Annotated in this window: 18 protein-coding genes; 11 read left to right on the top strand and 7 right to left on the bottom strand. The window is 70.4% G+C overall.

Going from position 1 to position 22220, the window contains the following annotated elements:
- Window positions 1–83: 83 nt before the first annotated feature.
- Entirely contained in the window at window positions 84–890 is an 807-nt protein-coding gene (xdhC, locus tag MCHT01_RS02395) for a xanthine dehydrogenase accessory protein XdhC (protein WP_067061822.1), read from the bottom strand.
- 61 nt (window positions 891–951) lie between these two features.
- Window positions 952–1305, bottom strand: a complete 354-nt coding sequence (gene uraH / locus MCHT01_RS02390) for a hydroxyisourate hydrolase (protein WP_067061819.1) — start codon at window positions 1303–1305, stop codon at window positions 952–954.
- A 55-nt stretch (window positions 1306–1360) separates the two neighbouring features.
- Here uraH and MCHT01_RS02385 point away from each other — a divergent pair, with 55 nt between their 5' ends.
- From MCHT01_RS02385 to MCHT01_RS02340, 10 genes are all read left to right on the top strand, one after another.
- On the top strand, window positions 1361–2044 hold the full coding sequence (locus MCHT01_RS02385; RefSeq protein WP_067061816.1) for a GntR family transcriptional regulator: 684 nt from the start codon (window positions 1361–1363) through the stop codon (window positions 2042–2044).
- 4 nt (window positions 2045–2048) lie between these two features.
- On the top strand, window positions 2049–3005 hold the full coding sequence (gene puuE, locus MCHT01_RS02380; RefSeq protein WP_067061813.1) for an allantoinase PuuE: 957 nt from the start codon (window positions 2049–2051) through the stop codon (window positions 3003–3005).
- A gap of 48 nt (window positions 3006–3053) precedes the next feature.
- Window positions 3054–4874: a 2-oxo-4-hydroxy-4-carboxy-5-ureidoimidazoline decarboxylase gene (gene uraD, locus MCHT01_RS02375; RefSeq protein ID WP_067061810.1), complete on the top strand. Its 1821-nt coding sequence runs from the start codon at window positions 3054–3056 to the stop codon at window positions 4872–4874.
- A 103-nt stretch (window positions 4875–4977) separates the two neighbouring features.
- The gene (locus MCHT01_RS02370; RefSeq protein WP_067061807.1) at window positions 4978–6240 is read left to right on the top strand and encodes a M20 family metallopeptidase; all 1263 of its coding nucleotides are present in this window, start codon (window positions 4978–4980) and stop codon (window positions 6238–6240) included.
- Between the two features lie 192 nt (window positions 6241–6432).
- The gene (locus MCHT01_RS02365) at window positions 6433–7491 is read left to right on the top strand and encodes an ABC transporter substrate-binding protein (protein WP_084451647.1); all 1059 of its coding nucleotides are present in this window, start codon (window positions 6433–6435) and stop codon (window positions 7489–7491) included.
- 11 nt (window positions 7492–7502) lie between these two features.
- Entirely contained in the window at window positions 7503–8378 is an 876-nt protein-coding gene (locus tag MCHT01_RS02360; protein WP_067061953.1) for an ABC transporter ATP-binding protein, read from the top strand.
- Window positions 8375–9190 carry an ABC transporter permease gene (locus MCHT01_RS02355; protein ID WP_067061804.1) on the top strand — a complete coding sequence of 272 codons (816 nt, stop codon included), beginning with the start codon at window positions 8375–8377 and terminating at the stop codon, window positions 9188–9190. The genes MCHT01_RS02360 and MCHT01_RS02355 overlap by 4 nt, the downstream gene beginning before the upstream one ends.
- A gap of 110 nt (window positions 9191–9300) precedes the next feature.
- Window positions 9301–10299, top strand: a complete 999-nt coding sequence (locus MCHT01_RS02350) for a porin (RefSeq protein WP_067061801.1) — start codon at window positions 9301–9303, stop codon at window positions 10297–10299.
- 32 nt (window positions 10300–10331) lie between these two features.
- Window positions 10332–10742, top strand: a complete 411-nt coding sequence (locus MCHT01_RS02345; protein WP_067061800.1) for a DUF2946 family protein — start codon at window positions 10332–10334, stop codon at window positions 10740–10742.
- 127 nt (window positions 10743–10869) lie between these two features.
- Window positions 10870–13281 carry a TonB-dependent receptor gene (locus MCHT01_RS02340; RefSeq protein WP_084451645.1) on the top strand — a complete coding sequence of 804 codons (2412 nt, stop codon included), beginning with the start codon at window positions 10870–10872 and terminating at the stop codon, window positions 13279–13281.
- A gap of 13 nt (window positions 13282–13294) precedes the next feature.
- Here the strand turns inward: MCHT01_RS02340 and MCHT01_RS02335 are convergent, their stop codons facing one another.
- Together MCHT01_RS02335 and MCHT01_RS02330 are read right to left on the bottom strand one after the other, a co-directional pair.
- Complete coding sequence (locus tag MCHT01_RS02335; protein WP_067061797.1) at window positions 13295–13585, bottom strand: type II toxin-antitoxin system RelE/ParE family toxin; 291 nt, start codon at window positions 13583–13585, stop codon at window positions 13295–13297.
- A complete protein-coding gene (locus MCHT01_RS02330) occupies window positions 13582–14187 on the bottom strand; it encodes a hypothetical protein (RefSeq protein ID WP_148661346.1) in 606 nt (201 codons plus the stop codon). Before MCHT01_RS02330 ends, MCHT01_RS02335 begins: the two co-directional genes overlap by 4 nt.
- A 394-nt stretch (window positions 14188–14581) precedes the next feature.
- Between MCHT01_RS02330 and MCHT01_RS02325 the strand changes: the two genes are divergently transcribed.
- Complete coding sequence (locus tag MCHT01_RS02325; protein WP_084451643.1) at window positions 14582–16774, top strand: prolyl oligopeptidase family serine peptidase; 2193 nt, start codon at window positions 14582–14584, stop codon at window positions 16772–16774.
- A gap of 552 nt (window positions 16775–17326) precedes the next feature.
- On the opposite strand, the gene MCHT01_RS02320 is transcribed toward MCHT01_RS02325, so the two are convergent.
- The 3 genes from MCHT01_RS02320 to MCHT01_RS02310 all read right to left on the bottom strand — a co-directional run bounded on the left by MCHT01_RS02320 (window position 17327) and on the right by MCHT01_RS02310 (window position 22134).
- Window positions 17327–19855, bottom strand: coding sequence for a membrane-bound PQQ-dependent dehydrogenase, glucose/quinate/shikimate family (locus tag MCHT01_RS02320; protein WP_169806084.1), 2529 nt, complete (start codon window positions 19853–19855; stop codon window positions 17327–17329).
- Between the two features lie 208 nt (window positions 19856–20063).
- On the bottom strand, window positions 20064–21368 hold the full coding sequence (locus tag MCHT01_RS02315; RefSeq protein WP_067061790.1) for a class I SAM-dependent methyltransferase: 1305 nt from the start codon (window positions 21366–21368) through the stop codon (window positions 20064–20066).
- 19 nt (window positions 21369–21387) lie between these two features.
- Window positions 21388–22134 carry a response regulator gene (locus MCHT01_RS02310; RefSeq protein ID WP_169806083.1) on the bottom strand — a complete coding sequence of 249 codons (747 nt, stop codon included), beginning with the start codon at window positions 22132–22134 and terminating at the stop codon, window positions 21388–21390.
- Window positions 22135–22220: the final 86 nt, after the last annotated feature.

The raw sequence follows: 22220 nt of genomic DNA, 5'->3' as shown, positions 1-22220 counted from the left end.
GTCCGGCGCCCAATGAGGATCGGGAAGATCCCCCTGCGACGAGACCATTCAGGCTTCGGGTCGGTCTCGGATCGGCGAGCCGATCAACGCGTCTGCATCAGCTGCGCCACGACGGCCAGCGCCACCATCTCCGGCTGCTTGCCCGGAATCCCGGGAATGCCGATCGGACAGGTCACGTGGTCGATCTCGTCGGCGCCGAAGCCGCGCGCCTCCAGCCGGTGGCGGAAGGTCGCCCACTTGCTCTTGCTGCCGATCAGCCCGATGTAGGGCAGATCGCCGGACTCGCGCTGGCGCTTGAGGCAGGCGGCCAGCACGTCCAGGTCCTCGGCATGGCTGAAGCTCATGATCAGCACATGGGAGTCCGGCGCCAGCGTCGCCACGGCCGACTGCACCGGCTCGGACTGCTCGGCGCGGACGTTGTCGGGCAGCGGCTCGGGGAACATGTCCTCGCGACTGTCGATCCAGTGCGCCCGCACCGGGAGCCGCGCCAGCAGATCCACGATCGCGCGCCCCACATGGCCGCCGCCGAAGAGCGCCACCCGCCGCCAGTCGTCCTGCCGCCCCAGGCGATCGGACAGGCCGGCGATGGCCGAGACGTCCAGCCACTCGAAGCTCAGGAACACCACCCCGCCGCAGCACTGCCCCAGCGAGGGTCCCAGCGCGAAGCGCTGGCGGGCGTCGATCACACGGCCCGCGGCCAGCGCGGCCCGCGCGCGGGCGATGGCGTCGAACTCCAGCTGGCCGCCGCCGATGGTGCCGACGACGTCCGAGGCCGTCACCGCCATCCAGGCGCCCACCTCGCGCGGACCGCTGCCCTGCACGTCGTCGACGCGCACCAGCACGGCCGGCTCGCGCGCGAGTCGAAGGGCCAGGGTTTGCCAGGGACGCATCGGATCGGTCGGTGGGGTTCGGGAACTCGGGAGGCGCGGCGGGCCGGATCGGCGGGACGGCTCAGCTGCCCCGGTAGGTCGAGTACGACCAGGGGCTGGCCAGCAGCGGCACGTGATAGTGGGCCCCCGGATCGGCGATGCCGAAATCCAGCGGGACCTCGTCGAGGAAGGCCGGATCCGGCAAGCTCACGCGGCGCGAGCGGAAATAGTCCGCCACCTCGAAGACCAGCCGGTAGCGCCCGGTCAGCAGCGTCGCGCCCTCGAGCAGCGGCGCATCGGCCCGGCCGTCGGCGTTGAGCGTCAGCACCTGCAGCAGGCGCGGCTCGCCGGCCTCGATGCGGTACAGCCGCACGGCCATGCCGCCGGCGGGGCTGCCGTGCATGGTGTCCAGCACGTGGGTGGTGAGCTTGCCCATCGGTCTCTCGCGGTTCGGTGGATGGAAAGCCCAAAGTGTATACACTCCCGGACACATGAACGCACGCGATCACGACGCCGGCACCTCGGTCACCGAGCGCATCACCGCCTCCATCACGCAGGCGATCGTCGAGCGCCGCCTGATGCCCGGCACCAAGCTGGTCGAGCAGCAGCTGGCCGACATCTTCGACTGCTCCCGCACGCTGGTGCGGCAGGCGCTGAACCAGCTCAGCCGGGACCGGCTCGTGAAGCTCGAACCCGCGCGCGGCGCCTTCGTCGCCCAGCCCAGCGTCGAGGAGGCACGGCAGGTCTTCGAGGTCCGCAAGATGCTGGAGGCCGCGATGCTGGCCGACCTCTGCCAGCGCATCACGCCCCAGCAGATCCGCCAGCTCCGCGGCTACCTGAAGCAGGAGCGCGAGGCGGTCACCCGCACCGACGTCCCGGGCCGCACCCGGCTGCTGGCGGACTTCCACGTCGTGCTGGCCCGCATGCAGGGCAACGAGGTGCTGGCGCAGCTGCTGACCGATCTGCTGTCGCGCAGCTCGCTGATCGCGCTGATGTACCAGAGCTCCCATTCCGCCGCCGAGTCGCAGGCCGAGCACGAGGCCATCGTCGACGCGCTCGAGGCCCGCGACAAGCGCGCGGCGCTGAAGCTGCTCGACGCCCACCTCGGCAACGTCGAGGCCAACCTGCGCCTCAACCCGCGCGTGCAGGATCTGAAGTCCGCGCTGCAAGGCTGAAGCCATGAAACCCGTCCTCTCTCCCGGCTACCCGCGCGACCTGATCGGCTACGGCGAGCACCCGCCGCAGGCGCGGTGGCCGGGTCAGGCGCGCATCGCCGTGCAGTTCGTCCTCAACTACGAGGAAGGCGGCGAGAACTCGGTGCTGCACGGCGACGCCGGCAGCGAGCAGTTCCTGTCCGAGATGTTCAACCCGGCCGCCTACCCCGCGCGCCACCTGAGCATGGAGGGCATCTACGAGTACGGCTCCCGCGTCGGCGTCTGGCGGCTGCTGCGCGAGTTCGAGCGCCGCGCCATGCCGCTGACCGTCTTCGGCGTCGCGATGGCGATGGAGCGGCATCCCGAGCTGACGAGCGCCCTGGTCGAGCTGAACCACGAGATCGCCTGCCACGGCTGGCGCTGGATCCATTACCAGGGCATGGACGAGGCCACCGAACGCCAGCACATGGAGATCGGCATGGACATCCTCCAGCGCATGACCGGCGAGCGGCCGTCGGGCTGGTACACCGGCCGCGACAGCCCCAACACGCGCCGGCTGGTGGCGGACTTCGGCGGCTTCGAGTACGACAGCGACTACTACGGGGACGATCTGCCCTTCTGGCTCAAGGTCCGCAAGAGCGACGGCGCGCTGGCGCCGCATCTGGTCGTGCCCTACACGCTGGACTGCAACGACATGCGTTTCGCGCTGCCGCAAGGCTTCAGCCACGGCGACGAGTTCTTCGAGTACCTGCGCGACAGCTTCGACGTGCTCTACGCCGAGGGCGCCGAGACGCCGCGGATGATGAGCATCGGCATGCACTGCCGGCTGCTGGGTCGCCCCGGCCGCCTGCGCGCGCTGCAGCGCTTCCTCGACCACATCGAGAAGCACGATCGCGTCTGGGTCTGCCGCCGCGTCGACATCGCCCGCCACTGGCGCGCCACGCATCCCTTCGACGCCGACAAGGCCTTTGTCTGGGGCTGATCCCGCAGCCACGACGCACGCCCGCACGACCTCGCTGGATCCTCGATCATGACCGCCACCCGCCTCACGCTGTCCCTCCTCAACGCCGCCGACACGGACGGCTTCGTCGCGCTGCTGGACGGTGTGTACGAGCACTCGCCCTGGATCGCCGGGCGCGCCTTCGCGGCTCGGCCGGCCGACGGCTTCGCGAGCCTGGCGGCGCTCAAGCTCGCGCTGGCGGACGTGGTCCGCAACGCCGCGATCGACGAGCAGCTCGCTTTGATCCGCGCTCACCCGGAGCTCGCGGGCAAGGCGATGGTGTCGAAGACGCTGACCGCCGAGTCCACGAACGAGCAGAGCAAGGCCGGACTGACCGATTGCACGCCGGAGGAGTTCGCGCGCCTGCAGCAGCTCAACGCCGACTACAACGCGCGCTTCGGCTGGCCCTTCATCCTCGCGGTGCGCGGCCCGCGCGGCGGCGGACTCTCGCGCGCGCAGATCATCGAGACCTTCGCCCGCCGCCTGAACGCGCATCCGGACATCGAGCGCGCCGAGTGCCTGCGCAACATCCACCGCATCGCGGAGATCCGGCTGAACGACAAGTTCGGTGTCACGCCCACGCTCGGCAACCAGGTCTGGGATTGGGCGGAGTCGCTGGCCCGCTTCTCCGACCCGGGCTATGCCGAACACGGCCAGCTGACGACGCTCTACCTGACCGACGCGCACCGCGCCGCCGCCGGCCAGCTCGCCGACTGGATGCGCGAGTGCGGCTTCGACGAGGTGACCATCGACGCGGTCGGCAATGTCGTCGGCGTCTATCACGGCAAGGATGAGCACGCGGGCAGGCCCGGCGAGGCCGCCGCGCACGAATGGCCGCGGCGCCTGCTCACCGGGAGCCACTACGACACCGTCCGCAACGGCGGCAAGTACGACGGCCGGCTGGGCATCCTGGTCCCCATGGTCTGCGTGCGCGCGCTGCGTCGCCAGGGCCGGCGGCTCAAGCACGGCCTGGAGGTCGTCGGCTTCAGCGAGGAGGAAGGCCAGCGCTACAAGGCGACCTTCCTGGGCTCCAGCGCGCTGGTGGGGCGCTTCGATCCGGCGTGGCTGGATCAGGCCGATGCCGACGGCATCGTGCTGCGCGACCTGATGCGCGACGCGGGACTGCCCGCGACCCTGGACGCGATCCAGGCGCTGAAGCGCGATCCCGCCCGCTACCTCGGCTTCGTGGAGGTCCACATCGAGCAGGGACCGGTGCTCAACGAGCTCGACCTGCCGCTGGGCATCGTCACCTCGATCAACGGCAGCATCCGCTACGTCGGCGAGGTGCGCGGGCTGGCCTCGCATGCGGGCACGACGCCGATGGGACGCCGTCGCGACGCCGCGGCCGCGGTGGCCGAACTGATTCTCTACGTCGAGGATCGCGCCGGCGCGGTGCCGGAGGTGGTCGGCACCGTCGGCCAGCTCCAGGTGCCCAATGGTTCGATCAACGTGATCCCGGGGCGATGCCGATTCAGCCTGGACCTGCGAGCGACGACCGACGCGGCGCGCGACGCACTCGACGCGGACGTGCGCGCCCGGCTCGCCGAGATCTGCGAGCGCCGCGGCCTGAGCTTCACGCTGGAGCGCACCGAGGCCGCCGCCGCCGCGCCCAGCGACGCCGCCTGGCAATCGCGCTGGGAAGCGGCCGTGACCGCGCTGGGATTGCCCGTCCATCGCATGCCCTCGGGCGCCGGCCACGACGCGATGAAGCTGCATCAGGCGATGCCGCAGGCCATGCTGTTCCAGCGCGGTCTGAACCTGGGCATCAGCCACAACCCGCTCGAGGCCATCAGCAACGACGACACCGAACTCTGCGTGCAGGCCTTCCAGGCGCTGCTCGATGCGCTCTGAGCGTCGTCCTCCTCGTCCCGTCGTCGTTCCGGCCCCTGCCCTCGCCTTCGCCCGGACCAGCTCCTCCGCGAACCTGCCGCCATCGTTTTGAGTTGAATCGACCATGACCGCCACGCCCGCCCATCAAGCCCAGTACGACGCGCTCGACGCCTGGATCGCCGCGCATTTCGACGAGCAGGTCCGCTACCTGCAAGCGCTGGTGCGTGTGCCCACCGACACGCCGCCCGGCAACAACGCGCCGCATGCCGCGCGAACGGCCGAGCTGCTCGCCGCCATGGGCTACGAGGCGGAACAGCATCCGGTCCCGCAGGCCGAGGTCCGCGAGTACGGCCTGGAGTCGCTGACCAACCTGATCGTGCGGCGCCGCTTCGATGAGCAAGGCCCGGTGATCGCGCTGAATGCGCATGGCGACGTGGTCCCGCCGGGCGAGGGCTGGACCCACGATCCCTATGGCGCGGAGATCGACGGCGGACAGCTGTACGGCCGCGCGTCGGCGGTGAGCAAGAGCGACTTCTCGACCTACACCTTCGCGCTGCGGGCGCTCGAGGCGCTGCGGGCGCAGGGCGTCGCACTGCGCGGCGGCGTCGAGCTGCACTTCACCTACGACGAGGAGTTCGGCGGCGAGCTCGGCCCGGGCTGGCTGCTCAAGCAAGGCCTGACACGTCCTGATTTCCTGCTCGCGGCGGGCTTCAGCTACCAGGTCGTGACGGCGCACAACGGCTGTCTGCAGATGGAGGTCACGGTGCACGGTCGCATGGCCCATGCGGCGATTCCGGACACCGGCGTCGACGCGCTGCAAGGCGCCGTCGCGATCCTGAACGCGCTGTATGCGCGCAATGCCGAGTACAAGAAGGTCACGTCCCAGGTGGAAGGGATCAAGCATCCCTACCTGAACGTCGGCCGCATCGAAGGCGGCACCAACACGAACGTGGTGCCGGGCAAGGTCGTGCTCAAGCTCGATCGCCGGATGATTCCCGAGGAGGATCCGGTCGTCGTCGAGGCCGAGATCCGCGACACCATCGCCCAGGCCGCGGCGAGCGTCGCCGGCATTGCGGTCGATGTGCGGCGACTGCTGCTGGCGCGCTCGCTGAAGCCGCTGCCCGGCAACCAGCCGCTGGTGGAGGCCTTGCAGCGTCACGGGGAGGCCGTCTTCGGCGAGCCCATCCCGACCTCGGGCACGCCGCTGTACACCGACGTGCGCCTGTATGGGGAGCACGGCATCCCGGCGGCGATCTACGGCGCGGGTCCGCGCACCGTGCTGGAGTCGCACGCCAAGCGCGCTGACGAGCGCGTCGATCTGGCCGATCTGCGCCGCGCGACCCAGGTCGTCGCCCGCACGCTCCTCGACCTGCTGCGCAAGTCCTGACCCCAATCTGGCGCGCGACGCACTCATCGGGTGCTTCGCGTTTTGTATACAAAGTGCAGCGCCGTCTGCATACATTGACCGCCTCGTCGCGGTCGGCCATCGCAAACGATTGGGTACGCCATATGGCGTATGCGGCGTGAAGATGGCATGACGGTTGCGTTGGTCTTCCCTGTTGATTCACAGGAGACCACGATGCTTGCAACCCGCCGCGGCGCCCTTCGCCGGGCCGCCTTCGCGCCCGTCCTCGCGCTGGGCCTGATGACCGGCCTCGTCGCCCAGGCCCAGGCTCAGACCACGCCGATCAAGTTTCAGCTGGACTGGCGCTTCGAGGGGCCCTCGGCGCTCTTCCTGCTGCCCGTCGCCAAGGGCTACTTCAAGCAGGAGAAGCTGGACGTGGCCGTCGACGCGGGCAACGGTTCCGGCGGCGCGGTGCTGCGCGTGGCCTCGGGCGCCTACGACCTGGGCTTCGCCGACATGGCGGCGCTGATGGAGTTCCACGCCAACAACCCCGACGCGCCCGCCAAGCCGGTGGCCGTCATGATGGTCTACAACAACACGCCGGCGGCGGTCCTGGCGCTGAAGAAGAGCGGCATCCGATCCCTCGCCGATCTGAATGGAAAGAAGCTCGGCGCGCCCGTCTTCGACGCCGGCCGGCGCGGCTTCCCCCTCCTGGCGAAGGCCAACCGCATCGGCCCGGTGCAGTGGATCAGCATGGATCCGCCGCTGCGCGAGACCATGCTGGCGCGCGGCGACGTCGACGCGATCACGGGGTTCTCGTTCACCTCGCTGCTGAGCCTGGAGGCGCGCGGCGTGAAGGCCGCGGACGTGGTCGTCTTCCCGTATCCGGACCATGGCGTGAAGCTCTACGGCAACGCGATCATCGCGTCGCCCAGGTTCATCAAGGAGCATCCCGAGCAGCTCAAGGCCTTCCTGCGCGCCTTCGCCAAGGGCGCCAAGGAGGTGATGGCCCATCCCGACGCCGCCATCGCCTATGTCAAGGAGCGCGACGGCATCGCCAACGCGGACCTGGAGAAGCGTCGCCTGCGCATGGCCATCGACGCCGTGATCGCGAGCCCCGACGCGCGCGCCGAGGGCTTCGGCCAGATCGCCGTGCCGCGCATGAGCCTCATGGCCAGCCAGGTCTCGGACGCCTACGGCACGAGGACGCGCGTCGATCCGGGCGCCGTCTGGAACGGCGGCTTCCTGCCCACGGCGGCCGAGCTCGACGTCCTGCCGCCGGCCAGGAAGTGAGCGCCATGTCCATGCCCGCCACCGCCACCGCCGACCGCGCCGCGACCCCGGCCGCGGACCCGGACGCGACGCCCGAAGCGCCCTTCGTCGACTTCCGCGATGTCTGGCTCGCCTACAACGACGAGCTGCTGGCGCAAGGCCGGTACGCGGTCGAGGCGATCGACCTGCGGGTCGGTCGCGGCGAGTTCATCGCCATCGTCGGCCCCTCGGGCTGCGGCAAGTCGACCTTCATGAAACTGAGCACCGGCCTGAAGGCGCCCTCGCGCGGCGAGATCCGCGTCGACGGCCGCACCGTGCACGGACCGCTGAAGATCAGCGGCATGGCCTTTCAGTCGGCCTCGCTGCTGCCCTGGCGCACGACGCTGGCCAACGTCATGCTGCCGCTGGAGATCGTCGAGCCCTACCGCTCGCAGCTCAAGTCGCGCCGCGGGGAATTCGAGGACCGCGCCCGCGCGCTGCTGGCCCGCGTCGGCCTGGCCGGCTACGAGGACAAGTTCCCCTGGCAGCTCTCCGGCGGCATGCAGCAGCGCGCCAGCATCTGTCGCGCGCTGATCCACGAGCCGCAGCTGCTGCTGCTCGACGAGCCCTTCGGCGCGCTGGACGCGTTCACGCGGGAGGAGCTCTGGTGCATCCTGCGCGACCTGCAGGCGGCGCAGGGCTTCAACGTGATCCTGGTGACGCACGACCTGCGCGAATCGGTCTTCCTCGCCGACACCATCTACGTGATGAGCAAGAGCCCCGGCCGCATCCAGCTGCGCCGCGACGTGCCGCTGCCGCGGCCGCGCGATCTGGAGATCACCTACACGCCGGCCTTCGGCGACATCGTCCACGAGCTGCGCGGCCACATCGGCGCGATGAAGCGCCCGGGCGCGGAGCTCGCGCCATGAGCGAGGTCGTCACGAGTCCCGATCGCCCGCGTCACGAGGTCCGTCGCCGCGCCGCCTTCCCGCTCAGGCGCCATGCGCATTGGCTGCTGCTCGCGGTCCTCCTGCTGCTGTGGCAGAGCGTGTGCGGCTTCTTCGAGATCTCCGAGTACCTCTTCCCCAGCCCCTGGCGCATCGGCGAGCAGCTGATCGAGCACCACGCCGTGATCCTCGCGCATGCCTGGCGCAGCTACTGGGTCACGATGCTGGGCTTCGCGTTGTCCATCGTGGTGGGCGTGCTGCTGGGCTGCCTGATGGGGAGCTCGCGCCTGGCCTACGCGGCGATGTATCCGCTGATGACCGGCTTCAACGCCCTGCCCAAGGCGGCCTTCGTTCCCATCCTCGTGGTGTGGTTCGGCATCGGCGCCGGCCCGGCCGTGCTGACTGCCTTCCTGATCAGCTTCTTCCCCATCATGGTCAACATCGCCACCGGCCTGGCGACGCTGGAGCCGGAGCTCGAGGACGTGCTGCGGGTGCTGGGCGCGCGCCGCCGCGACATCCTCTGGAAGGTCGGTCTGCCGCGCTCGATGCCCTACTTCTTCGGCGCGCTGAAGGTGGCGATCACGCTGGCCTTCGTCGGCACCACGGTGTCCGAGATGACCGCCGCCAACGAGGGCATCGGCTACCTGCTGGTGTCGGCCGGATCGTCGATGCAGATGGGGCTGGCCTTCGCCGGCCTGGTCGTGGTCGGCGCGATGGCGATGGCCATGTACGAACTGTTCGCCGTCATCGAGCGCCGCCTGACCGGGTGGGCGCATCGAGGCCAGCCGTCATGAGCGGCCCCACCCGAGCGCCGGATCCCGTTGTCATCGGGCGACCCAGGCTTTCCCCGGCTTTACTTCCCGCAGTACTCCCACAACGATTCCAATCCAAACGGAGCACCTCCATGCATCACAAGCACCTCGCGCTCGCCGTCCTGCCGCTGGCCGCGGTCCTCGCGCTGTCCGGCAACGCGCGGGCACAGAGCAGCGTCTCGCTCTACGGCCTGGTCGACGTGAGCGTCGGCAGCAGCAAGAACCCCGGCGCGGTCGACGCGGTCAAGAACGTCGAGAGCGGCAAGATGAGCACCAGCTTCATCGGCTTCAAGGGCAACGAGGACCTGGGCGACGGCCTGAGCGCCTTCTTCCAGCTCGACGCCTTCCTGCGCGCCGACGGCGGCCAGTCCGGCCGCTACAACGGCGATGCCTTCTGGGCCCGCAACGCCTTCGTGGGGCTGCGCAGCAAGGACTGGGGCGACCTCAAGCTGGGCCGCAACACCACGCCGCTGTTCGTCGCCACGCTGAGCTTCAATCCCTTCGGCGACAGCTTCGGCTACTCGCCCAGCATCCGCCACATCTTCACCAGCAACACCACGACCGGCGACTCGGGCTGGAGCGACTCGGTGCTGTACACGACGCCGACGATGTCCGGGTTCAGCGGCACGGCCTTCGTCGCCGCCGGCGAGGGCCAGGGCGGCCGCAACACCGGACTGAGCGCGCAGTACAACGCGGGCGGCCCCTTCGCGGCGTCGATCGTGTTCCAGAAGGTCGGCAAGGACGGCGGCGCCACGCCGGTCGACGACAGCAAGACCTGGCTGGGTGGGCTGGCCTACGACCTGGGCGTGGTGAAGCTCTTCGGCCAGTACGGCAAGGTCGACAACACGACGCGCCATGTCGACTACAAGATCTACGAGCTGGGCGGCGCGGTGCCGGTCGGCCCCGGCAAGATCCTGGCGCAGTATGGGCAGATCTCGCCCAGCGTCGGCGCCAGGCGCAAGACCTTCACCGTCGGCTACGACCACTGGCTGTCCAAGCGCACCGATGTCTACGCGATGGCCATGAGCGACAAGCTGACCGGGCTGTCCGGTGGCAACAGCTTCTCGGTGGGCCTGCGCCACCGGTTCTGATCCGCGGGCGGCTGCGCCTAGAATGCGCCGCCATGCGCCTCGCCGCCCGTACCTCCCTCGCCCGCTGGATGGTCCTCGTGACCTTCTGGCTGGCGTCGTTGATGCCGGCGGTGTCGATGGCGGCGCGGGCGCTCGACCAGGACATCGTCCCCTGGGCGCCTGTCTGCGGCGCGAGCTTCAACCCGCTCGGCGCCAGCGTCGACGCCGCCACCGCGCCGGACGACCGTCCGGCCGGCGGCGCGCTCGACCAGGAGCACTCGCTGCTCCAGCACTGCCCGTTCTGCCACCTGCATCAGGACGCGCTCCCGCTGCCGCCGGCCCCCGGCGTCCCTCCACTGCGCACCGAGCTGCGCCATGGTCTGCCCGAGCGCTTCTTCAGCGCGTCGGTCACCGCCCATGCCTGGCGCGCCGCGCCGGCCCGGGCCCCGCCCCTGACGGCCTGAGTCCATCGCGGCGCCCGGCGCCGCGCTCGTCTCGCCCCGCTCGCTGAACGCGTCCCCGTCTGGCCGTCTCTCGACGCGCCCCGGGATCCCGCGCCCACGAGCCATCGACCGTCGGAGCTTCCCTTTCATGCACAGCCTTCCCCGTGCGCGCGTCTGCGCGCTGACGGTGCTCGCGTCGCTCATCGCCACCGCCTACGCGGCCGATGAGGCCGGCACCACGTCCGCCTCCCCTGCCACCGCTTCTTCCCCGTCCTCCGCCGGCATCGCCGCGGCCCCCGCCGACGCTCCGTCGCCGGGCAGCACGACCCGCACGCTGGGCGTCGTGCGCGTCGACGGCGCGGCGGCGACCTCGCTGCCCAGCCGCATTCCCACCACGATGGAGGGGCTCACCGGCGAGCAGATCGCCCGCGACGTCAACGCCACCGACGCCGAGGACGCGCTCAAGTACCTGCCCAGCCTGCTGGTGCGCAAGCGCTACATCGGTGACTACAACCACGCCGTGCTGTCCACCCGCGCCTCGGGCACCGGCAACAGCGCCCGCTCGCTGGTCTATGCGGACGGCATCCTGCTGTCCAACCTGCTCGGCAACGGCGCGACCTACGCGCCGCGCTGGGGGCTGGTCTCGCCCGAGGAGATCAGCCGTGTCGACGTGATGTACGGGCCGTTCTCGGCGGCGTACTCCGGCAACGCGGTCGGCGCGGTGGTGGACTTCCAGACCCGCATGCCGACGCGCTTCGAGGCGCACGCGCGGGTGGGCTACAGCCAGCAGCCGAAGGCCTTCCTCGGCGGCGACCGCCACTACGACGCCAAGCAGGCGAGCGCCTCGATCGGCAGCGCCGAAGGCGCGTTCTCCTGGTGGCTGAACGTCGGCCGCACCGACAGCGAGGGCCCGCCGCAGACCTTCGCGAACCGGTTGATCAGCAGCGGCGCGCCGGCGGTCGACGGCAAGGTCGGCGGCGTGACGGCGATCCCCGTCACCGGCGCGGTCCAGGCCCTGAACCGGAGCAACCAGCCCTGGGTGCTGGTGGGCAGCGGCACGCAGTACGACACGGTGCAGGACCAGGCGAAAGTGAAGTTCGCCGTCGACCTCGACCCGGGCCTGCGCGCGCTGTATGTCTTCGGCTTGTGGAGCAACCGATCGGACGGGAACTCACGCAGCTTCCTCACCGATGCGATGGGCCAGACCATCGACCACCGGACCAGCGGCGGCCTCAGCCAGCCGGTGATCATCGACGGCAAGGGCTACACGTTGGGCGCCGGCGATTTCCCGCGGACGCGTGATGAGCTGGAGCATCGGATGCATGCGCTCTCGCTGAAGCGGCGCGTGCGCGACGGGCTGGGGTGGGAGTTGTCGGGCAGCCTGTACGACTACCAGTCCGATCGCTCGCGCGCCTATGCGCCGACGGTGGCGAAGCTGCCCGACGCGGGCCGGCTCACCGACCAGGGCGGCACCGGGTGGACGACGCTCGCCGCGAAGACGACCTGGACGCCCGGCGGAAGCGATCACACGATCGACGCGGGCCTGTCGCAGGACCGCTACCGCCTGAGGACGCGGGTGTACGCGCTCGACGACTGGCGTCGCGGCGCGCCGGGGGCGCAGACCTCGCGCTTCGATGGCGACACGCAGCTGCAGGCCGCCTTCGCGCAGGACGCCTGGGCCTTCGCGCCGGACTGGTCGGCGGTGCTGGGCTTGCGCGGCGAGCGCTGGCAGGCCTTTGACGGCATCACGCAGTCGGGCGTCAACACGCTGCTGCATCCGCGGCGCGCGCAGACCGCGTGGTCGCCCAAGGCCGCGTTGTCCTATGGGCTTGGTGAGCACTGGGTGCTGAAGGCCAGCACCGGTCGCGCGGTCCGTTTCCCCACGGTGAGCGAGCTGTATCAGGGCGGCTTCAACGCCAAGGGCGAGGCCATCAACAACAACCCCGATCTGAAGCCCGAGCGCAGCTGGACCAGCGAGCTCAGCGCGGAATGGACCGGCGCCGGACGTGACGGGCTGCGGATCACGCTGTTCCACGAGGACAGCCGCGATGCGCTGTACGCGCAGCTCAATGTCGCGACCAATGCCAACACGGTGCAGAACATCGATCACATCCGGACGCGGGGCGTGGAGCTCAGCGGCACGGCGGCGGTGCTGCCGCGCTGGACGGTGACCGGCAGCGTGACCTTCGCGGATTCGGTGATCCTCGCGAACGCGGGCTACGCGACCGTGCCGGGCGACACCGTGGGCAAGTGGCAGCCACGCGTGCCGCGCTGGCGGGCGACGCTGCTCACGCAATGGCAGGCGACGGAGGCGCTCAACCTCAGCCTGGGGGCGCGCTACAGCGGGAAGCAGTTCAGCACGCTGGACAACAGCGATCCGAACGGATTCGCCTACATGAGCGCGAGCAAGTACTTCACCGTCGACGCACGCGCCCAGTGGAAGGTCGACCGCCAATGGACCGTCGCGGCGGGGATCGACAACCTCAACAACTACCAGTACTGGAACTTCCATCCGTATCCGGGGAGGACGTTCCAGGTGGAGGTGCGCTGGGACTACTAGCGCGGCCAGCGGGTCAGGCGGGGAGGCCCTCGCCGGACCAGTTCCGCGCGACGTGGACAACGCGTTCGATGCGAAGCTCCGGCGGTGGAACGCGGTAGTGCACGCGGTAGTTGTGCTTGACGGGCAGGACGCCGAGGTCGGAGTTCTTCTGAGCTGTGCCTATCCCGGGGAACGCCGACAGCAATCGGAACTTCTTGATGAACTCTTCGGCCATCTTCTCCGCGGCGAGAGGGTTGTCGTCTTGGATCCGTCGCAGGATCTCGACGAGATCCTGGCGAGCCTGCGGCGTGATGACGGCGCTCATGGCTTGGACGACTGGCCTTTCGACCTCGCCGCTCCGAATCGTTCACGGAGTTCCTTCTCCAGCTCCTCGAGCGGAATCGACGGCTCACGCATGCCGGAACGAATTCCCTCTCGAACAAGACGGTACTCGTGCGCCTCCCAGTTGCCGGGATCGAAGAACTCGGGGCTGTTGATGAACAGTGCTTCGTTCATCAGACGAAGGGCGTACGCCTCGACTGAGAAATGCAACGCGATGGGGGACGTGCGCAGACGCTCCATCATTTCGGCATCCATCGTCAGGGTCAGACTGGACGGCGCCGAGGCCTGTGCGTCCGCGGCACTGGGGTCGTCACCGCGACCCGCCAGTTCCTCCCGCACGTCCTTCAAAGGGAAGTCGCGGCCTCGCGCGAGGGACTCTCGGCTCTCCTGCAGTTGCCGGTACTCGCGCGCCTCCTCGTTGTCCGGATCGAAGAACTCGGGGCTGTTGATGAAGAGCGCTTCCTCGATCAGCCTCTCGACATGCTCGCCGAGAGAAAGGTGGGAGGCCGCCGCGCCCGCTTCCAGCTTGCGCAGCGACTCCGCATCGATGCGGAGGGTCAAGGTGGCGGTCTCGGGCGGGGACATCGGGCGGCGGACATAGGTCGGGTCCGGGAGGGCAACCATTCTGCACCTGCACTTTCTTGAAGAAGGGATGAGCCATTCTTGAAGCGCTTTGTCCTGTCGCCATCGGCCCCAACGCCGTTCAGACCGCTTCACCGACTTGAACATGCCAGCGCCCGCCGCCCCTTCCCCATCCGAATCGAGCGTAAGGCCGCGCCACGTCTGCAAACTCGTCTCGCCAGCGACATCTCGAAGACCACCAAGATGTGCGAGTCGCATCGGCCACACGCCCCGCGAGCCCTGCGCGTTTGCCCGCCCTGACGAACGACACCCCCCGTCGACAGGGGCACAATCCTGCGCCACCGCCCCGTGGCCACGAGCCCCGCGGCGGCGTCCTCGACTCTCAGGAGCTCATCGCATGAATGTCCGTCTCACGCTGACCGCCGCCCTGGTGGTCGGTCTCGGCAACGCCGCGGTCGCCACCGCGCAGACGCCCGCGGCCCCCGTCGCGGCCGCCCCGTCCGCCGCGCAAGGCCTGACCTACCCGGTCACCCGCAAGGTCGACCAGACCGACAACTACCACGGCACCGTCGTCGCCGACCCCTATCGCTGGCTCGAGGACGACAACAGCGCCGACACCAAGGCCTGGGTCCAGGCCGAGAACGCGGTCACCGAGAAGTTCCTCGGCGCGATGCCCCAGCGCCTGCCCACCCGCAAGCTCTACACCGAGCTCTACAACTTCGAGAAGTTCGGCGTCCCGTACAAGGAAGGCGGCCGCTACTTCTGGAGCCGCAACGACGGCCTGCAGCAGCAGTCCGTGCTCTACACGGCCCGCCACCTGAAGGACGCCCCGCAGGTCGCGCTCGACCCCAACACCCTGTCCAAGGACGGCACCGTCGCCCTGTCCGGGACCGCCGTCTCCAAGGACGGCCGCCTGATGGCCTACGGCATCGCCGGCGCGGGTTCCGACTGGCAGACCTGGAAGGTCCGCGACCTGGAGACCGGCAAGGACCTGCCCGACACCATCGAATGGGTGAAGTTCTCGATGGCGTCCTGGACGCCGGACGGCAAGGGCTTCTTCTACGCCCGCTACGACGCGCCCAAGGCCGGCGAGGCCCTCACCGGCACCAACTACTTCCAGAAGGTCTACTACCACCGCCTGGGCACGCCGCAGTCGGCCGACACGCTGGTGCTGGAGAACCCCGCCGAGAAGCAATGGGGCTTCGGCACCGACGTGACCGACGACGGCCGCGTCGCGCTGATCACCATCAGCCGCGGCACCGAGCACGCCAACGGCCTGATGGTGCTTCCGCTGGACGGCCACGGCGGCTACGCCGGCGCCAAGCCCGTGCCCGTCACGCTGAGCTTCGACGCCGAGTACTCGCCCGTGGTGCTGGACGGCCAGCGCCTGATCGTCAAGACCGACAAGGACGCGCCCCGCGGCCGCCTGATCGCGATCGACCTGGACAAGGACTGGAAGGCCAAGGACGCCAAGTCCTGGACCACCCTGGTGCCCGAGACCAAGGACGCGCTGTCCACCGCCAGCGGCGTCGGCGGCCAGTTGGTGCTGAGCTACCTGCAGGACGCCTCGACCCTGGTGCGCGTGCACGCGCCCAGCGGCAAGCATGTGCGCGACATCGCGCTGCCCGGCGTGGGCACCGCGGCCGGCTTCGGCGGCAAGTGGAACGACGCCGAGACCTTCTTCAGCTACACCGGCCTGACGACCCCGGGCGAGATCTGGCGCCTGGATGCCCGGACCGGCAAGACCGAGCTGTTCAAGCGCACCAAGACCGCCTTCGACGCCGACCAGTTCGAGAGCAAGCGCGTCTTCGTCACCAGCAAGGACGGCACCCGCTTCCCGATCTTCATCGCCCACCGCAAGGGCCTGAAGCTTGACGGCACCAACCCCACCCTGCTCTACGGCTACGGCGGCTTCAACGTGCCCATGACCCCGGGCTACGGCGTCACCGCCGCCACCTGGATGAAGATGGGCGGCGTCTACGTGCTGGCCGTGCTGCGCGGCGGCGGCGAGTACGGCTCCGAGTGGCACGACGCCGGCACCAAGCTGCGCAAGCAGAACGTGTTCGACGACTTCATCTCGGCCGGCGAATGGCTGGTGGCCAACCAGTACACGCAGCCGGCCAAGCTGGCGATCAACGGCGGCTCCAACGGCGGACTGCTGATCGGCGCCGTGGTGAACCAGCGTCCGGACCTGTTCGGCGCCGCGGTGCCGCAGGTCGGCGTGATGGACATGCTGCGCTTCCACAAGTTCACCATCGGCTGGGCGTGGATCTCGGACTACGGCAGCTCGGAGAACCCGGACGAGTTCAAGGCGCTGTACGCCTACTCGCCGCTGCACACCGTCAAGAGCGGCAAGAAGTACCCGGCCATCCTGGTGACCACCGGCGACCATGACGACCGCGTCGTCCCCGCCCACAGCTTCAAGTACACCGCGACGCTGCAGGCCGCCGACACCGGCCCCGCGCCCAAGCTGATCCGCATCGAGACGCAGGCCGGCCACGGCGCCGGCAAGCCGACCTCCAAGATCATCGAGGAGCGCGCCGACATGCTGGCCTTCATCGCCAACACCTTCGGCATGGACGTCAAGTAAGCGCGCCAGCCCCCCGCGGTCCCGCGCCGCGGGCGCGCCCGCCAGGCCCGGCCCGTCCTCGGACGCGCCGGGCCTTTTCACGTCGGCGGCGGCCGTCGGGCGAGCGTGATCGCCGGACACCGGAAATGGCCGTGAAATCCGGCCAGTTGTTTGACCGGATTTGGGGCCTGTTCTTCTCGTCTCGGTCTCTCTGCCAAAGGCGAAGATGCGAAGCATGAAGACACGCCGCGCCCCCTTCTCCCCGCAGACCACGCCCCCGCGTCCCTGCCCACGGAGTCCAGGACCCGCGCGCGCGCCCGACCCCGGGCGCTGAGCTTCACCGCTTCGTCCAAGCGCCCAGGCCGCGTCCCGCACGGGTCGCCTCATGGCCGGCGCTCACGCGCTCCCGATTCGCCACGCCGCAGCGCCACGCTCCCCGCAGTACGGAGCGTCCAGGCGGCGTCCACAGCGCTCTTGCCCGATCCCGTCGACGCGGGGTCGGGCTTTTTTTCGGCCCCCGCGGCCGGCGGGGTTCGCGCCGATCGGAGGTGGCACGCGCGTCGTGCGACGCGATCAGCGCTTCCCGAGCGCGTAGGCGCGCACGGTGTCTCCAGGCCTCGTGCCGGTCGAGCCATGGCCGCCGGCGACCACCAGCAGGTACTGCCGGCCGTCGGCGCCGAGGTAGGTCATCGGCGTGGCCTGCCCGCCCGCGGGGAGGCGCGATTCCCACAGCGGGCGGCCATCGTCGACGTCATAGGCGCGGACGTAGTCGTCCATGCTGCCCGACAGGAAGGCCACCCCGCCCGCCGTCAGCAGCGGACCGCCCAGGCTGGGCACGCCCAGCCGCAGCGGCAGCGGTACCGGGGACAGGTCGCGCACCGTGCCGTTGCGATGGCGCCAGATCACCTGTCCGGCGTTCAGATCCACGCCGGCGACGGTGCCCCAGGGCGGCGCCTGGCAGGGGATGCCCAGCGGCGAAGTGAAGGGCCGCATCCTCGCGGCGAAGGGGGCGCCGAAGTTCTCGTTGAGCGCCGGCAGCGCGCCGCGGGGCGGCCCCTCGTCCTGCACCAGCTGCGAGGTGTCGTCGTGCCGCGGCACCAGTTGCGAGGTGAAGGCCAGCACCGCCGGCGTGGTGAAGGCGATGCCCCGTACCGGGTCCACCGCGATGCCGCCCCAGTTGAAGACGCCGAAGTTGCCGGGATTGATGATGGACCCCTGCGTCGACGGCGGCGTGAAGCGGCCCTCGTAGCGCAACCGGTGGAAGGCGATGCGGCACCAGAGCTGGTCGAACATCGTCACGCCCCACATGTCGCGCTCGGTCAGCTCGGGCGGGTTGAAGGAGATCGCCGACACCGGCTGCGTCGCCGCCGTGTGGTCGCCGGCCGCCGCGCCCTGCGGCGCCGGCGTCTCGGTCACCGGGAAGACGGGCTTGCCGTCGCGGCGGTCCAGCACGAAGAGCTCGCCCTGCTTGGTCGGCTGCACCAGCGCCGGCACCCGCTGGCCGCGCACCGTCAGGTCGACCAGCGTGGGCTGCGCGGGGACGTCGTAGTCCCAGAGGTCGTGATGGACCGTCTGGAAGACCCAGCGGACCCGGCCCGTCGCCAGATCCAGCGCCACCACCGCCGACGAATGGCGCTCCACCGCCGGCGAGCGCTTGCCGCCCCATTGGTCCGGCGGCTGATTGCCCATCGGCAGGTAGACCAGGCCCAGCGCCTCGTCGACGCTGGCGATGGACCAGCTGTTGGGCGAGTTGGCGGTGTAGGTCCGCCCGGCCGGCAGCGGCGCGGTCTCCTCCGGATTCGCCGAGTCCCAGTTCCAGACGAGCTGGCCGGTCTCGACGTCGTAGGCGCGGATGACACCGGACTGCTCCTTGATCGAGGCGTTGTCCAGCACGGTCCCGCCCACGATCACCAGCCGGCGCGTGACCACCGGCGGCGAGGTCGAGTAGTAGGCCCCCGGCTTCAGGTTGGGCATGCCCGCCCAGAGGTCGACCACGCCGTCGCGGCCGAAGCGGGGACAGGTCTTGCCCGTCGCGGGATCGAGCGCGATCAGCCGGCCGTCCGCGGTCGGCATGAAGAGCTTGGCGGCGCAGAACGCCGGGGCCGGGGCGCTCGGGGCCGGAGCCGCCGCGTCGGCGGCGGCCGAGGTCCGCGAGGACGCCGCCGGCGCGGTGTCGACCGGGTCCGTCGGGGGCGCCTGGTACGACAGGCCCCGGCAGGTCAGATGCTGCAGCGCCAGCCCACCCCGGATCCGCGGGTCGTAACGCCACAGCTCGCGCCCGGTGGTCGCGTCCAGCGCCATCGCCTTCTGATGCGGCGTGCACAGGAACAGCCGTTCGCCGACCTTCAGCGGCGTGACCTCGAAGGTCGTCTCCTTCGGATCGCCGGGCTGGCCGCGCCGGTCACCGGTGTGGAACTCCCAGGCGACCTGGAGCTCGCCCACGTTGGCGGCGGTGATCTGCCTCAACGGCGAATAGCGCTGACCGTGACCCGTGCGACCGTAGGCGTGCCACTCTCCGTCGGGTACCGGAGCCGCCGCCGATCCGCCAGGGATGGTCGACGACGCGGCGACCGGGACCATCGGGGCGGACGTCGCCGGTGCCCCCGGCGCCGGTGGCATCCGTCCCTCCACCGCCTGCGCGTCCCGCGACCAGGACAGCAGCGCCACCACGACGAAGGCGCCCAGGCCGAGCGCCAGCACCGTGGCCGGCGGACTGCGCAGCGCGACGCGGCGCGGGTCGTCCACGGGCAGGTGGCGGCGCATCGTCGGCACCAGCAGCAACAGCACCAGCCCGATCACGAACGGGACCCCCATCCGCGCGCCCAGCGGCCACCAGTCCAGGCCCGCCTCCCAGAGGCTCCAGACCAGCGTGGCGACGAAGTAGGCGGCATAGCCGTAGACGGCGCCGCGCAGCCGCCCCCACATCAGCGCGCCCACGACGAGCCAGGCCAGGCCCGACAACGCGTAGTGCCAACTGCCACCGACCGAGGCCAGCCAGCCGCCGGCGGCCAGCAGCACGAAGCCCAGCACGATCAGCACGCCGCCCAGGACGCGGGCGAGCCAGGGGACGGGAGACAGCGTGGGGGCGAGCACAGTGGACATGGCGGGCATCGCGAGGCGATGTGGACAAGCGGTCCGCCGTGCTGGCAATCGCCATGCCGGTTGCCCACGCCGACTGTGGACAAGTCAGAGGAAAAGCTGAGGCCGGTGCGTACAACCCGTTGATTCGACAAGGGGTTTCTTGTCTTGCCTCAATTTTGAGCAGCATGCCGGGCCTCGCGCCCGTCCCCGGGCGGTCTCGCCCTCGCCCTCAGGCCGCCTCGAGCTTGCCCTCGACCCGCAGCAGCGTCTCCAGCGCCTGGCTGCGCAGGCCGTAGAAGCGCTTGATCTCATCGAGCTGCGCCAGCAGTTCCGCGCGCCGCGCCGGGGTCGGGTCTTGCGCGCGCTTCACCGCCAGCACCATCTTGTTCTTGCTGGTGTGCTCGAGCGCGATGAACTCGATCACCTGCGTGTCGTAGCCCATCAGCTCCAGCAGCAGCGCGCGCAGCGAGTCGGTCACCATCTCCGCCTCCTGGCCCAGGTGAATGCCGTGCTGCAGCAGCGGCCGCAGCGCGGCCGGCGTCGTCATCTGCGGGCGGATCTCCTTGTGGCAGCAGGGCGCGCACATGATCACGCGGGCGCCGCTGCGCAGGCCGAAGTGCATCGCGTAGTCGGTGGCGATGTCGCAGGCATGCAGGGCCACCATCACGTCCAGCGGCTGGTCGCCGCGCTCGCGCACGTCGCCGTGCTCGAAGCTCAGGCCCGCCAGCGCATGGCGCGCCGCCGCGGCATTGCCCAGGGCCACCATGTCCTGCTTGAGCTCCACGCCCTGCACGGCCGGGGCCAGGCCTTGCGCGCGCAGCCAGTCGTGCATCGCGAAGGTCAGGTAGCCCTTGCCGGAGCCGAAATCGGCCAGCCGCACCGGCGTCCCCGGCGCGTCCAGACCGGCCTTGCGGACCGCGGCGCCGAAGATCTCGATGAACTTGTTGATCTGCTTCCACTTGCGGGCCATCGCCGGCACCAGCGCGGCGCGGCCCTTGACCTCGTGGGTGACACCCAGCTCGCGCCAGAACGGGCTGTCCAGCGACAGCGCGCGGGGTTTCTCCCGGTCATGGCCCGAGGCGGCGGCCACGCCACCGGACGGCTCGTCGCCGTCGGTCTCGGCGCTGCCCGAGGCGGTCGCGCCGCCCTTGCGCCCCACCTGCAGCAACGGCTTGCCCTTGCGACTGAAGCGCAACTGCACCTCCTCGCCGACGGTGTCCAGGTGGGCCTGCATGAAATCGCGGCCCAGCAGGTCCGCGATCAGCGCGAGGCCCTCGTCCAGGCCGTGGTTCTTGGTGATGTCCTTGGTCTTGTGCCGCCACAGGAAGCTCAGCGCGCGCTCGCCGCGCAGCTCGATGTCGCGCACGGTCAGGCGCTCGATGCTGGCGTCCTCGCCCTCGTGGCGATTCAGCAGCAGGCGCTGGAAACGGCGCTCGGCCAGCGCGGTGCGCAGCAAGCGCAGGAAGCGTTGGCGCTCATCGGGCGCGGGCGTGTCGGCGGGGGACGGGGCGAACAGGGGACTTCCGGAAGACATGGGACCGGATTGTCCCTGTTCAGCCCGGGCCGTCGAGCACCAGCAGCCAATGCCCTTCGCCGATCACCGTGGCATCCGCCTCCATCAGCGTGAAGCTGAGCGGCTGCGGCGGCCCCCCGGACGGTGGGCGGATGGTCAGCGAGGCGGGTGGCGCGCCCGCCCGTCGCCGCAGCGCCTCGCGATGCACCCAGGCCATCACCTCGGGCGGCAGGCGGGCGTGGTCGGCCCAGGGCGGCGGGAAATAGGCGGCCATCAGGGCGCGCGACTGCGGCGTCTGCCAGGCGCAATGGCCGTCGCGCTCGCGCACCGCCATGCTGGCCACGGGTCGCCGCGGCGCGACCGGATCGGCGGCCTGCGTGGGCTTGAGCAGGCGCTCGATGCGCTGCAGCAGGTCGCTCATGCGCACCGGCTTGACCAGACCGTCCGCGGCGCCGGCCGCCCGCAGCGCGTCCAGCCGGTGGGCGTCGCGCAGACGGCTCAGCGTCAGCACCGGCGCCGGTCCGACGGCCAGGCGGCGCAGCAGCTCGATCGGGCCGTCGCCGGGCAGCTCGGGCAGCTCCATGTCCATCACCACCAGGGCCGGACCCGCGTGCAGGCCGTCGATCGCGGCGATGGCGTCCGCGGCGCGCAGCAGCTCGTAGCCGCTCTCCTCGAGCACCGCGGCCAGCGGCTGCACCGCCAGGGTCTGGACGACCAGCAGGCGGGCGGGCGACCGGCCCCGGCTCGGGGGCGGCGTGATCGGAGCGTCGAGCGGCGGCATCGGCATGCGCATCCCCATACAAGTCCCATGCCTGCTTGGCCCGGCCAGCGTGCCAAGCCCGGAACTCCGCCGCAATCCCCCGGATCGTCGGC

Source organism: Mitsuaria chitosanitabida ATCC BAA-476 = NBRC 102408, assembly GCF_001598255.1.
Classification (GTDB): domain Bacteria; phylum Pseudomonadota; class Gammaproteobacteria; order Burkholderiales; family Burkholderiaceae_C; genus Roseateles; species Roseateles chitosanitabidus.
Note: the sequence above shows the minus strand (reverse complement) of the source record. Positions and strands in the feature narration are given on the sequence as shown.